Origin of the sequence: Pseudomonas ovata (assembly GCF_003131185.1) — a bacterium.
In the GTDB taxonomy this organism is placed as follows: Bacteria; Pseudomonadota; Gammaproteobacteria; order Pseudomonadales; family Pseudomonadaceae; genus Aquipseudomonas; species Aquipseudomonas ovata.
In genome coordinates, this window is sequence record NZ_QFFU01000004.1 from 59,785 (window position 1) to 72,955 (window position 13,171).

The following is a 13,171-nucleotide window of genomic DNA, read 5'->3' on the forward strand; positions in this document are numbered from 1 at the left end:
GCCATGCAGCACCTGCTGTTCAGCCTGGCCTTGCTGTGCGCCTCGTCACTGGCGCACGCCTTTGACTTGCAACAACTCAGCGCCCAGTTGGGCAAGCCCGCCGTGGTCGAGGGTCGTTTCAGCCAGGAGAAACACCTGCGCGCCCTGCCCCAGCCGCTGGTCAGCACCGGCAACTTCGTACTGGCCCGGGACTTCGGCCTGCTGTGGCTGCTGGAAACGCCGCTCAAGCAGGACTACCGCATTGATCAGGCCGGCATTGCCCGCCGTCAGGGACAGGCCTGGCAGTTACTGCCGGGCAAGAGTGCCGGCGCCGAGCAGAACCGGCTGTTCCTGGCCGTGCTGCAAGGCGACAGCAGCGGATTGCAACGCGATTTCGAGCTGCAACTGAGCGGTGACGCCCAGGCCTGGAAGCTGACCCTGACCCCGCGTTCGCTGCTGCTGCAACAGGTGTTTCGCCAGATCAACATCGACGGCGGCGAGCTGGTGCACCGCATCGAGCTGCTGGAAACCCAGGGCGACCGCACCGTGCTGAACCTGATCGACAGCCACAGCGCACCTGCGCTCAGCGATGCGCGGCGCAATGATTTCAAATCCTGAGCGCCGCCTGCCGCGCCTGTTCCTGCTGATCCTGCTCGCCGTGGTGGCGCTGGCCGGCTGGCAGTGGCGTGACGGCGCGCCGCTGTCGGCCAACCTCATGGAACTGGTGCCCGGCAGCCGTCCTGACCCGCTGGAACTGCGCGCCGAACAGCGCATGCAGGCGCCGCTGAACCGCGAAATGCTGGTGCTGGTCGGCCATGCCGAGCGCCAGCAGGCGATTGCCCTGACCCAGCGCCTGGCCAGTCAGTGGCAGGCCAGCGGGCTGTTCGCCACCGTGCAATGGAACCTGCAGGCCGACCTGCCGGCCTTGCGTACGCAACTGCTGCAAGGCCGGTTGGCGATGCTGCCGGCGACCGACCGCCAGCAGTTGATCGAACAGCCCCAGGCGTTTATCGAGCAGCGCGTGCAGAACCTGTTCGACCCTTTTACCGGCTTCAGCCTGGTGCCCGGCCAGGACGACTGGCTGGGCCTGACCGGGCGCATCCAGAACGCACTGCCCCGTGGCGGCGCGGTGGAACCGGACCTGGCCAGCGGCGCGCTGGTGGCCCAGGCCGATGGCCTGTACTGGGTGCTGCTGCGCGTGCAGACCGGCAACGATGCCTTCGACATGCAGCTGCCGACCCAGGTCGCCGCCCTGCTGGCCGAGGCGCGCACGCAAGCGGCCCAGGACGGCGGCCGGCTGCTGGCCGCCAGCGGCCTGCTGTACGCCGCCGCCGGCCAGCACCAGGCCAGCCAGGAAATCACCTGGGTCGGCGGCGGTGCCACGCTGGGCATTTTGCTGCTGTTGCTGCTGGCCTTCCGCCGCTGGCGGGTGCTGCTGGCCTTTGTGCCGGTGCTGGTGGGCATGCTGTTTGGTGCAGTGGCCTGTGTGGCGCTGTTTGGCAAGATGCATGTGATGACGCTGGTGCTGGGGTCGAGCCTGATCGGCGTGGCGGTGGATTACCCGCTGCATTATTTATCCAAAAGCTGGACGCTGAACCCCTGGCGCAGTTGGCCGGCCTTGCGCCTGACCCTGCCGGGCCTGACCCTGAGCCTGATCACCAGTTGCATCGGCTACCTGGCCCTGGCCTGGACGCCGTTCCCGGCCCTGACCCAGATCGCGGTGTTCTCCGCCGCCGGGCTGTTCGGTGCGTGGCTGGCGGCGGTGTGCCTGTTGCCGGCGCTGCTCGCCAGGGTCGAACTGCGCCCGGCGCAGTGGCCGCTGCAATTGGCCCAACGCCTGCTGGGCTGGCGCGAAGCGCTGCTGGCCAGGACCGGTACGCCGCTGTTGCTGGTCCTGCTGCTGGTGTTCTGCGCCACTGGCCTGTGGCAGTTGACCACCCACAACGACATTCGCCAGTGGGTCTCGGCCCCTCAGGCCCTGACCGATGAAGCCCAGGCCATTGCCCGCATTACCGGCTTCCAGCCGACCAGCCAGTTCTTTCTGGTGCGCGCCGCCAACGAACAGCAATTGCTGGAGCGCCAACACACGCTGACCCAACGCCTCGACGGGCTGGTCAGCGAGCATTCGCTGCGCGGTTACATGGCCCTCAATCAATTGCTGGCGGCCCCGGCAGATCAACAAGCGCTGCGCACCGCACTGGGCCGCCTGCCTGAGTACTGGCAACCGCTGCTGGCGCTGGGCGTCATGGCCGACGCCTTGCACAACGAACTGCGCCAGTTGCAGGCGCTGCCCGAGCAGACCATCGATCAGGCCCTGGCCGGACCGGTCAGCGAACCCTGGCGCACCTTGTGGCTGGGGCATACCGATGACGGTGTGGCCGCCATCGTCAGCCTGCAAGGGCTGGGCAACCCGGCCATGCTGCACGCCCAGGCCGAGGGCCTGCCGGGTGTGAACCTGGTCGACCGGCTGGGCGCGCTCAATGGCGTGTTCGCCCAGACGCAAATCAGCGCCGCCGAACTCAAGCTGCTGTCGTGCGGGCTGATCGTGGTGCTGCTGCTCGCGCCCTTCGGCCTGGGCGGTGCACTGCGCATCGTCACCCTGCCGTTGCTCGCCGCGCTGTGCAGCCTGGCCAGCCTGGGCTGGCTGGGCCAGCCACTGACCCTGTTCAGCCTGTTCGGCCTGTTGCTGGTGACCGCCATCAGCGTCGACTACGCCATCCTGATGCGCGAGCAGGTCGGCGGGGCGGCGGTCAGCCTGCTCGGCACCTTGCTGGCGGCCATCACCACCTGGCTGTCGTTCGGCCTGCTGGCGCTGTCGCAGACCCCGGCCATCAGCAATTTCGGTCTGTCGGTGAGCCTGGGGCTGGTGTTCAGCTTTGTGCTGGCACCGTGGGCCAGCGCACGCCAGGCCGTGGAGAAGCATCCATGATGATCGTGCTGTTCTGGCTCATGGCCCTGCCGGCCTTTGCCGCCGCCACCTGGCTTGGCCACCGCGTGGGGCTGATTCCCATCGTCAGCCAGTTGCTGCTGGCCACCCTCGGCGTGCCGCTGTTGATGCTGCTGTGGATCGAGCCGCACTGGCAGCTCAGTGGCGCGCAACTGATCGCACCGGTCTGGCTCAAGACCCTGTACAGCCTGGCCTTCGCGCTGGTGCTGGGGCATATCCTCAGCGATGTGATCGAGGTGCGCCTGGACCGCCAGAGCCTGAAGATTGCCGTGCCCAGCTTTCTGGTGCCCTTTGCCGCAGGCCTGGCCTGCGCCGTTTGGCTGCTGCCGGCGCAGTCCTGGCTCAGCGACCTGGCCGTGGGGCTGGTGTTTGCGATCACCGCCATTCCGGTGCTGTACCTGTACCTCAAGCACATCGGCTACCCGCTGGCGGCCACGCACCGGCTGGTGCAGGCGGCGATTCTCATCGACCTGACCTGCTGGAGCCTGTTCGCCCTGGCCCAGGGCAGCCTGCACCTCAGCAGCCTGTTGTGGCCGCTGCTGATGGCCTGCGTCCCGTTGCTGCTGCGGGGGCTGGGCATCCGCCAGCCGCTGGTCTACAGCCTGGGCTTTTTTGCCTTGCTGGTGGTGGCCGAGCATTACCGGCTCAATGCGCTGATCTTCGGCATCGGCTATCTGCTGTGCATGGCGCGGCTCAAGCAGGCCTGGGTGCTGCCGATCAAGCCACAGGTGCTGAGCGGGCTGCAGAATCACCTGGCCGTACCGCTGCTGCTGACCTTCGGCCTGGTGCAGATCAACCTGCACACCGCCCTGGGCGAGCTGAGCGCCTGGCAGGTGGCGGCGCTGATCGCCGTGCCGATCGGCGCCAAGCTGCTGGGCAACTGGCTGGGCCTGTGCTGGGCGCCGCCGTCGTTTCCCGGTGCCAGCCGCTGGCGCGAAAGCGTGCTGCTCAATATTCGCGGGCTGAGCGAGATCGTGTTTCTCAACCTGCTGCTGCAACAGCAACTGATCGGCAGCGCGCTGTACCTGGCGCTGATGCTGATGAGCCTGCTGGCGACCCTGATGCCGGCCCTGGTCGGGCTGGGTCGCAAGCCTCTTTCATTCGTCACTGCTACCGAACAACCGGTAAGGAACTCCTGTGCCAATCACTGATAAGGAACATCGCGCGGTCGTGGTCATCGGCGCCGGCCCTGCCGGCGCGATTGCCGCCGCCCTGCTCAAGCGCCGCGGCCATGACGTGCTGGTGCTTGAGCGCCAGGCCTTCCCGCGCTTTTCCATCGGCGAAAGCCTGCTGGCCCACTGCCTGGACTTCGTCGAGGAAGCCGGCATGCTCGAGGCGGTGCAGGCGGCGGGCTTTCAGTTGAAGAACGGCGCCGCCTTTGCCTTCGGCGAGCAATACAGCGACTTCGATTTCGGCGACACCTTCACCCAGGGCAAGCCCACCACCTTCCAGGTGCAGCGCGCCAGCTTCGACCAGTTGCTGGCCGACCAGGCCGCCTTGCAGGGCGTCGAGATCCGCTACCGGCATGAGATCGTCAGCGTCGACTTCGACGCCGTACAACCGCACCTGGTCGTGCGCCGCGAAGACGGCAGCGAGTATCAGGTGCAGGCCGGCTTCGTGCTCGATGCCAGCGGTTATGGCCGGGTGCTGCCGCGCCTGCTGGACCTTGAGGCACCGTCGGACTTCCCGCTGCGCCAGGCGGTGTTCACCCACGTCGAAGATCACATCCAGAGCCCGCCGTTTGATCGCAACAAGATTCTGGTCACGATTCATCCCGAGCACCGCGACGTGTGGTTCTGGTCGATCCCGTTCAGCAACGGCCGTTGCTCGATCGGCGTGGTCGCCAGCGCCGCGCGTTTCGAAGGCAAGCCCGAGGATCTGGACGCCTGCCTGCAAGCCTTCGTCGCCGAGACCCCGAGCCTGGCCAAGGTGCTGCAACACGCGGTGTGGGACACCCCGGCGCGCACCATCGGCGGCTACGCGGCCAACGTCAAATCCCTGCACGGCCCGGGCTTTGCGCTGCTGGGCAATGCCGCCGAGTTCCTGGACCCGGTGTTTTCCTCGGGCGTGACCATCGCCATGCGCTCGGCAAGCATGGCCGCCGGCCTGCTCGACCGGCAGTTGCGCGGCGAGACCGTGGACTGGGAGGCTGATTTTGCCGTGCCGCTCAAGCGTGGCGTCGACACCTTCCGCGCCTATGTCGAAGGCTGGTACGACAGCAGCTTCCAGGACGTGATCTTCTACAAGGACGCGCAACCGGACATTCGCGCCATGATCTGCTCGATCCTGGCCGGCTACGCCTGGGATGTGCGCAACCCGTTCGTCAACGAGCCCAAGCGCCGCCTGCGCATGCTGGCTGAAATCTGCGCGAGCCCGGTGGCATGAACGGGCCGTTCCTGAGCGACAGCTACGTCGAGGAAACCCGCTTCGGCCTGTGGTTCCTGCGCAGCCACACCTGGCAGTACCGGGTGCTGCGCGTGGCCATTCATGATTTGCGCGGGCTGTTCAGTGAGCCCCTGCCGGCCAACGCGGTATTGCTTGATGCCGGCTGCGGCCAGGGTAAATCGTTTCGTTACCTGAATGAGGTGTTCAAGCCGGCCCGGATCATCGGCGTCGATGCCGACCCGCACAGCCTGACGCAGAGCCGTGAAGAGGCCGAGCGCCTGGGCTTGCCGGTGGAGTTGATCGGCAGCGACTGCGCGTCCCTGAACCTCCCCGATGCCAGCGTCGACTTGCTGTTCTGCCACCAGACCTTTCACCATCTGGTGGAGCAGGAGCAGGCCCTGGCCGAGTTCTACCGGGTGCTCAAGCCCGGTGGTTATTTGCTGTTTGCCGAGTCCACCGAGGCCTATATCGACACCTGGGTGATCCGCTGGCTGTTCCGCCATCCCATGCATGTGCAGAAAAGCGCGGCGCAGTACCTGGATATGCTGCGCACCCAAGGCTTGCAGTTCGGACCGGCCAACGTCTCCTACCCGTACCTGTGGTGGAGCCGCAGCCAGGACTTCGGCCTGCTGGAGCGTCTGAAACTGCGCAAGCCCAAGCCCTTTGGCCAGCGTGAAGAAACCCTGGTCAACGTGGTGGCGCGCAAGCCGCTGACGCGAGGCGCCGCATGATGCGCCTTGTATGGCTGAGCCTGTTGCTGCTGGCCGGTTGCGCCCGCCAGGCGCCGTTGCCCGAAGGCCTGCCGACCCTGGCGCTGCCGCAGCAATGGCATGTGCAGCGCGAGCTGGCCGCCGAGCAGCAGGACTGGCTGTTGATCGTGCAGCAGGAAGGCACCGCACTGCGCTGGTCGATGATGGACCCGCTGGGTATCCCGCAGGCCCGTCAGCGCCTGGTCGATGGCCAGTGGCAAGCCGACGGGCTGTTGCCGCCCAATGCCGAGGCCCGTGAGCTGTTCGCGGCGCTGTTGTTCGCCCTGACCCCCGACCGCGAACTGGCCGCCCGCTACCCGGCCGCCAGCCGCCAGGGCATGCAGCGACGCCTGGACGGGCGCTGGGTCGTCGATTACCGCTCGCCACGGGTGTTTACCCTGAGCCTGGCCCAGGGCCTGCGCTATCACATCACCCCCTTGAACGACGGAAACACGCCATGACCGCCTACCTCAATGACCTGGGCCTGGTCTGCGCGCTGGGCAACGACCGCGCCGAGGTGGCGCGCAAGCTGTTTGCCGGCGACTGTAGCGGCATGCAGGTGCAAGGTGACTGGGTCACCGGGCAGCCGTTGCCGGTCGGCGCCATCCATTGTGACCTGCCGCCGATGCCTGAAGCGCTGGGCGCGCAAAGCCGCAATAACCAGCTGTTGCTGGCCGCGGCCTTGCAGATCGAAGCGCCGGTTCGCACCGCCATCACGCGCTACGGCGCCGGGCGTGTCGGCGTCATTCTGGGCACCAGCACCTCGGGCATCGACGAAGCCAGCCGCAGCATGGGCACCTGGCTGCGTGACCAGAGCTTCCCGGCGCATTACGACTACCGCCAGCAGGAACTCGGCGCACCGGCCAGCTTCCTGGCGCAATGGCTGGACCTCAGTGGCCCCGCCTACGTGATTTCCACGGCCTGCACCTCCAGCGCCCGGGCCTTGCTCAGCGCCCGCCGCGCCCTGGACCTGGGCCTGTGCGATGCGGTGCTGTGCGGCGGCGTCGACAGCCTGTGCAAGCTGACGCTCAATGGCTTCAATGCCCTTGAGGCGGTCTCCGGGCAGCGTTGCAACCCGTTCTCGGTCAACCGCGACGGCATCAATATCGGTGAAGCCGCCGTGGTGTTCCTGATGACCCGCGAGCCGAGCGCCAGCCATTCGATTGCCTTGCTGGGCGCCGGCGCCAGCAGCGATGCGCACCATATTTCCGCTCCCGAACCCAGCGGCCGTGGCGCCCGCGAAGCCATGCAACGGGCCCTGGACAGCGCCGGCCTCAACGCTGGCCAGATCGATTACCTGAACCTGCACGGCACCGCCACCCAGCACAACGACGCCATGGAAAGCCTGGCGGTGCAGGCGTTGTTCCCGCACGGTGTGCCCTGCTCATCCACCAAGCCGTTGAGCGGCCACACCCTGGGCGCCGCCGGGGCACTGGAGGCGGCCTTCTGCTGGCTGAGCCTGAGCGCCGACAACCCGGACAGCGCTTTGCCGCCGCATATCTGGGACGGTCAGGCCGACCCGCAGCTGCCCGCCCTGCACTGGGCCGGGCCGCAGGCCCGCCTGCCCGTTGCCACCCCGCGCCGCCTGATGAGCAACTCGTTTGCCTTCGGTGGCAATAACATCAGCCTGATTATCGGAGACGCCGCATGATCGCCTGGCCGGTTGCCGAACTCCTGCCCCACGCGGCCGACATGATCCTGATCGATCAGGTGCTGGCCTTCGATGACGACAGTATCCAGACCCGCGTGACCGTGCGCGCCGATGGCCTGCTCAATACCGCCGACGGCCACCTGCCGGCCTGGGTCGGCATCGAGCTGATGGCCCAGAGCGTGGCCGCCTTTGCCGGCTGCCAGGCGCGCCAGCGCGGTGAACCGGTGCAACTGGGCTTTCTGCTCGGTACGCGCAAATACGAATGCACGGTCGATCACTTTCCGGCCGGCAGTGAACTGACACTCCACGCCCTGCGCACCTTGCAGGACGACAACGGCATGGGGGTGTTCGAGTGCCGCCTCAGCGGCCCGGACCTTGAGGCCTTTGCCCGCCTGAGCGTGTATTGCCCGCCCAACGCCGCCGATTATCTGAATGAGGACGCCGCACATGACTGAATCGATCCTGGTCACCGGCTCCAGCCGTGGCATCGGCCGGGCCATCGCCCTGCGCCTGGCGCAGTCCGGCTTTGACCTGGTCCTGCACTGCCGCAGCGGCCGGCAGGACGCCGACGCCGTGCAGGCCGAGATTCTCGCCCTGGGCCGCCAGGCCCGGGTGCTGCAATTCGATGTGTCTGATCGTGAAGCGTGTCGCACGGCGCTGGAACAGGACGTCGAGGCCCACGGCGCCTATTACGGTGTGGTGCTCAATGCCGGGCTGACCCGCGACGGCGCCTTTCCCGCGCTCAGCGAAGACGACTGGGACACGGTACTGCGCACTAACCTGGACGGTTTCTATAACGTGCTGCATCCGCTGACCATGCCGATGATCCGCCGCCGCGCAGCCGGGCGCATTGTCTGCATCACCTCGGTGTCGGGGCTGATCGGCAACCGTGGCCAGGTCAACTACAGCGCCTCCAAGGCCGGCCTGATCGGCGCGGCCAAGGCCCTGGCCATCGAGCTGGCCAAGCGCAGAATCACGGTCAACTGCGTGGCCCCGGGATTGATCGACACGGCGATGCTCGACGAGAACGTGCCGGTGGAAGAACTGATGAAGATGATCCCGGCGCAGCGCATGGGCACCCCGGAAGAAGTCGCCGGCGCGGTGAATTTCCTGATGTCGGCCGAAGCCGCCTACATCACCCGCCAGGTCCTGGCCGTCAATGGGGGGTTGTGCTGATGAAACGCGTGGTCGTCACCGGTATGGCCGGTATCACCTCCCTGGGCAGCGACTGGACCAGCATCGAGGCCGGTTTCAGCGCCAGCCGCAGTGGCATCCGCTACATGAGCGAATGGGACCGCTTCGGCGAACTCAACACCCGCCTGGCCGGCCCCGTGGATGATTTCGCCGTGCCCGGGCACTGGACGCGCAAGCAGTTGCGCAGCATGGGCCGGGTGTCACGCATGGCCGTGGCCGCCTCCGAGCAGGCCCTGCGCGATGCCGGCCTGTTGGGCGACCCGATCATCCGCGACGGGCGCATGGGCACCGCCTGCGGCTCGTCCACCGGCAGCACCGAAGACATCAAGGCGTTCGGCAACATGCTGCTCAACTCGGTGGCCGAGGGCCTCAATGCCAATTCGTACGTGCGCATGATGCCGCACACCACTGCGGCCAATATCAGCATTTTCTTCGGCCTGACCGGGCGCCTGATCCCGACGTCCAGCGCCTGCACCAGCGGCAGCCAGGGCATCGGCTATGCCTACGAGTCGATCAAGTTCGGTCGCCTGCCCCTGATGCTGGCCGGCGGCGCCGAAGAGCTGTGCCCGACCGAGGCCATGGTCTTTGACGCGCTGTATGCCACCAGCCTGAAAAACGACGCACCGCACACCAGCCCCAGCCCCTACGACGCCGGGCGCGACGGCCTGGTGATCGGCGAAGGCGCCGGCATGCTGGTGCTTGAAGAACTCGAACACGCCCTGGCCCGTGGCGCACACATCCATGCCGAGATCGTCGGCTTTGGCAGCAACGCCGACGGCGCCCACAGCACCCGTCCCGAGCAGGTGACCATGCGCCGCGCCATGGAGCTGGCCCTGCAGGATGCCGGCCTGCCGCCCGAGGCGATCGGCTACGTCAACGGCCACGGCACCGCCACCGAACAGGGCGACATCGCCGAAACCCTGGCGACCAGCGAACTGTTCGGCCCGCGCATGCCGATCAGTTCACAGAAAAGCTTTCTGGGCCATACATTGGGGGCCTGTGGGGCACTTGAATCGTGGTTCAGCATCGAAATGCTCAACCGCGACCGCTACATTCACACGCTGAACCTGCAGACGGTCGACCCGCAGTGCGGTGCGCTGGATTACCTGAGCGGCGCGCCACGGGTCATGAGCCACGAATACGTGATGAACAACAATTTCGCTTTTGGCGGGGTCAACACGTCGTTGATTTTCCGTCGCTGGGCCTGAAGCCCATTTTCAAGGAGATGAACCATGCACATGAAATCCTGGATCGCAGGCGCTGCCATCGCATTGAGCGTTTTGCCAGCCGTCAGCCAGGCACGTGACACCATGATGCTGCTGCCCTTCGACAAGGTCGTCCAGCAGATGACCCAGGAAGGCAAGCTGGACGGCAGCGTCAGGTTCTACCTGGCCGGTGTGCAGCCACGCGGCAAGGTCACGGTGCTGAGCGCCAATGCCGTTACCAACAAGAAGACCAACGCCTTCAACAAGACCGACCCCGAAGCCTGCGAATGGGTGCTGCAATCGGCCATCCTGCAACTGAACGAAGCCGCCAAGGGCGCCGGGGCCAATGCGGTGACCAACATCGCCAGCTACTACAAGAAGATCGAGCGCAAGGACCCGGTGAACTTCGAATGCCACGTGGGCGCGATCATTGCCGGCGTAGCACTCAAGGGCGACCTCAGCAAGGTGAATTAAGGCCTTGCGTGGAAGCGCCACCACACCGTTGACACCCGCCGTACCTGTTTGCAACTGGTGTTGTAGGAGCGCGCTTGCCCGCGACCGGCTGCGCCAGCAGTCGTAAATTTGCAGCGTTTTGCAGATTTAAAGTCGTAAATTGCAGCGTTTCCGAGATTTTGCGAGCGCTGCGCACTCGGTCGCGGGCAAGCGCGCTCCTACACGCGCCAAGGCGGCAGGTGATTGCCTATAGGGTGTTCGGGCGAACGGTGGCCAGGGCGGCGAAGGCCCGGGCCATCGGTGATTGTTCGTCCTTGCGCTGCACCAGCCAGATCGGGCTGGTGGCGCCGGGGTCGAGCAGGGGGCGGAAGGCCACGCCTTCGATCCGCACCCGCTGGTAGGACGCCGGCAATATGGTCACCCCCAGCCCGGCTGCCACCAGGCCGATGATGGTCATCGGCTCCCCTGCTTCCTGAGTCACCAACGGGTTGTAACCCACCGCCCGCGCCAGGCCCATCACCTGGGCATACAAGCCGCTGCCATAGGTGCGCGGGAAGAACACGAAGGGTTCAAGCGCCAGTTCCGCCATGTACACGCCCTGCTCGCCGCGCACCACCAGCGGGTGATCGTCACGCAGGAACGCCACCAGCGGGTCGCGCAGGATCTCGATGGCCAGCAGCGTGTCCGGCAAGGGCAGCGGACGCATGATGCCCACATGCAGGCGGCCGTGTTCAAGCTGCTCGACCACGTCCTGGCTGATCATTTCCTGCAACGACAGGTGCACCGCCGGGTACGCCTGGCGAAAGTTGAAAATCGCCTTGGGAATACTGGAAATGAACGGTGCCGAGGCGGTAAAGCCAATCTTCAGTTCACCGATTTCGCCCAACTGCGCACGCCGCGCCACATCGGCGGCCTTGTCGACCTGTGCCAGCACCAGACGGGCTTCGTCGAGAAACAGCCGGCCGGCCTCGCTCAACTCGACCCGGCGGTTGGTACGTTCGAACAACCGGGCCCCCAGTTCCTGCTCCAGCGCCTGGATCTGCTGGCTCAAGGGCGGCTGAGAAATGCCCAGGGCCTGGGCGGCACGGCCGAAATGTAGCTCTTCGGCCACGGCAATGAAGTAACGCAGATGACGCAGTTCCATGGAGCCTCTAATTGAGTCGTAAAACCTATCAAACAGGTCGAACAATATATTGGATGGAATGATTAGTGGGCTATATGCTTTTTTGCATGCCAGTTTGTCGCACCCTGAGGTCCATCGTGAAACCTGCTCCCGCGCCGCTCTCAATCCAATCTGTACCGCATGCCACACCGGCAAGCGTTGCCGAGCCCACGACCTATATCGAAAAGGGCACGGCGGCGTTCAAACGCACGGTGCTGGCGATGTTTGCCGGCGGCTTTGCCACCTTTGCCCTGCTGTATTGCGTGCAGCCGATGATGCCGAGGTTGTCGCAGGAGTTCGCGATCAGCCCGACCCAGACCAGCCTGGTGCTGTCGATCTCGACCGTCATGCTCGCCTTCGGCCTGCTGATCACCGGGCCCATCTCCGACCGCCTGGGGCGCAAATCGGTGATGGTGCTGGCGCTGTTGTGCGCGGCCGTGGCCACCCTGGCCAGCGCGCTGATGCCCAGCTGGGACACCCTGCTGGTGACCCGCGCCCTGGTCGGCTTGTCATTGAGCGGGCTGGCGGCGGTGGCAATGACCTACCTGAGCGAAGAAATCCACCCCACGCACCTCGGGCTGGCGATGGGCCTGTACATTGCCGGCAGCGCGGTGGGTGGCATGTCCGGGCGGTTGATCCTGGGGGTGTTGATCGACTACGTGAACTGGCACGTCGCCCTGCTGATCATCGGTGGCCTGGCGCTGATGGCGGCGGCGGCGTTCTGGCGCCTGCTGCCTGAGTCGCGCAACTTTCGCCCGCGCTCGCTGCACCCGCGCAGCCTGCTCGAAGGCTTTGTCGTGCAGTTTCGCGACACCGGCCTGCCGCTGCTGTTTCTGATGGGTTTCCTGATCATGGGCGCCTCGGTGACCTTGTTCAACTACATCGCCTACCGCTTCCTGGAAGCGCCCTACCACCTCAGCCAGGCCGTGGTCGGGCTGTTTTCGGTGGTCTACCTGTCGGGCATCTACAGCTCGGCGAAGATCGGCGCCCTGGCCGATACCCTGGGTCGGCGCAAGGTGCTGTGGGCGGTCATCGTGCTGATGCTGGCCGGCCTGGGCCTGACCCTGTTCGAGCCGCTGGCGGTGGTGATCGTCGGCGTGCTGATCTTCACCTTCGGCTTTTTCGGCGCCCACTCGGTGGCCAGCAGCTGGGTCGGCCGCCGCGCCACCCGCGCCCGCGGCCAGGCCGCCTCGCTGTACCTGTTCTGCTACTACGCCGGCTCCAGCGTGGCCGGCACCGGCGGCGGGGTGTTCTGGCACTACGCCGGGTGGAACGGCATCGGGTTGTTCATCGGCTTGCTGTTGCTCGCGGCACTGGTCGTGGCATTGCGGCTGGCGCGGTTGCAGCCGTTGGGCGGTGCCCAATCCTGAAAACCCTGACGCCAGGACGGCCATGACGCAGACAAAAACGCCCGGCAAAAGCCGGGCGTTTTTACAGGATCGGTCG

At 66.1% G+C, this 13,171-nt stretch carries 13 protein-coding genes; 12 read left to right on the forward strand and 1 reads right to left on the reverse strand.

The features are described 5' to 3' along the window. The first annotated feature begins 3 nt into the window (after positions 1–3). Genes DGA31_RS07280 through DGA31_RS07330 form a run of 11 tightly spaced genes read left to right on the forward strand, consistent with a single transcriptional unit; the run spans position 4 to position 10,584 of the window. Positions 4–597 (forward strand): outer membrane lipoprotein carrier protein LolA, encoded by a 594-nt coding sequence (locus DGA31_RS07280; protein ID WP_421957949.1) that lies wholly within the window; start codon positions 4–6, stop codon positions 595–597. After that, complete coding sequence (locus DGA31_RS07285; RefSeq protein ID WP_161959167.1) at positions 581–2,908, forward strand: MMPL family transporter; 2,328 nt, start codon at positions 581–583, stop codon at positions 2,906–2,908. The genes DGA31_RS07280 and DGA31_RS07285 overlap by 17 nt, the downstream gene beginning before the upstream one ends. After that, positions 2,905–4,077, forward strand: a complete 1,173-nt coding sequence (locus DGA31_RS07290) for a sodium:proton antiporter (RefSeq protein ID WP_109512088.1) — start codon at positions 2,905–2,907, stop codon at positions 4,075–4,077. Before DGA31_RS07285 ends, DGA31_RS07290 begins: the two co-directional genes overlap by 4 nt. Further along, positions 4,064–5,311 (forward strand): NAD(P)/FAD-dependent oxidoreductase, encoded by a 1,248-nt coding sequence (locus DGA31_RS07295; RefSeq protein WP_109512089.1) that lies wholly within the window; start codon positions 4,064–4,066, stop codon positions 5,309–5,311. The genes DGA31_RS07290 and DGA31_RS07295 overlap by 14 nt, the downstream gene beginning before the upstream one ends. Continuing rightward, positions 5,308–6,042: a class I SAM-dependent methyltransferase gene (locus DGA31_RS07300; protein ID WP_109512090.1), complete on the forward strand. Its 735-nt coding sequence runs from the start codon at positions 5,308–5,310 to the stop codon at positions 6,040–6,042. Before DGA31_RS07295 ends, DGA31_RS07300 begins: the two co-directional genes overlap by 4 nt. After that, on the forward strand, positions 6,039–6,521 hold the full coding sequence (locus DGA31_RS07305) for a hypothetical protein (protein ID WP_056841342.1): 483 nt from the start codon (positions 6,039–6,041) through the stop codon (positions 6,519–6,521). The genes DGA31_RS07300 and DGA31_RS07305 overlap by 4 nt, the downstream gene beginning before the upstream one ends. Next, a complete protein-coding gene (locus tag DGA31_RS07310) occupies positions 6,518–7,711 on the forward strand; it encodes a beta-ketoacyl-[acyl-carrier-protein] synthase family protein (protein WP_109512091.1) in 1,194 nt (397 codons plus the stop codon). The genes DGA31_RS07305 and DGA31_RS07310 overlap by 4 nt, the downstream gene beginning before the upstream one ends. Further along, positions 7,708–8,166 (forward strand): hotdog family protein, encoded by a 459-nt coding sequence (locus DGA31_RS07315; RefSeq protein ID WP_056841340.1) that lies wholly within the window; start codon positions 7,708–7,710, stop codon positions 8,164–8,166. Before DGA31_RS07310 ends, DGA31_RS07315 begins: the two co-directional genes overlap by 4 nt. Continuing rightward, positions 8,159–8,887, forward strand: coding sequence for a 3-oxoacyl-ACP reductase FabG (gene fabG / locus DGA31_RS07320; protein ID WP_109512092.1), 729 nt, complete (start codon positions 8,159–8,161; stop codon positions 8,885–8,887). The genes DGA31_RS07315 and fabG overlap by 8 nt, the downstream gene beginning before the upstream one ends. Beyond that, positions 8,887–10,113 (forward strand): beta-ketoacyl-ACP synthase, encoded by a 1,227-nt coding sequence (locus DGA31_RS07325; RefSeq protein WP_109512093.1) that lies wholly within the window; start codon positions 8,887–8,889, stop codon positions 10,111–10,113. Before fabG ends, DGA31_RS07325 begins: the two co-directional genes overlap by 1 nt. 24 nt (positions 10,114–10,137) lie before the next feature. Beyond that, positions 10,138–10,584: a hypothetical protein gene (locus tag DGA31_RS07330; RefSeq protein WP_056841337.1), complete on the forward strand. Its 447-nt coding sequence runs from the start codon at positions 10,138–10,140 to the stop codon at positions 10,582–10,584. Positions 10,585–10,810: 226 nt separating this feature from the next. Here the strand turns inward: DGA31_RS07330 and DGA31_RS07335 are convergent, their stop codons facing one another. Beyond that, on the reverse strand, positions 10,811–11,707 hold the full coding sequence (locus tag DGA31_RS07335; protein ID WP_109512094.1) for a LysR family transcriptional regulator: 897 nt from the start codon (positions 11,705–11,707) through the stop codon (positions 10,811–10,813). Positions 11,708–11,823: 116 nt separating this feature from the next. Here DGA31_RS07335 and DGA31_RS07340 point away from each other — a divergent pair, with 116 nt between their 5' ends. After that, positions 11,824–13,095: an MFS transporter gene (locus DGA31_RS07340; protein ID WP_241509537.1), complete on the forward strand. Its 1,272-nt coding sequence runs from the start codon at positions 11,824–11,826 to the stop codon at positions 13,093–13,095. Positions 13,096–13,171 lie beyond the last annotated feature (76 nt).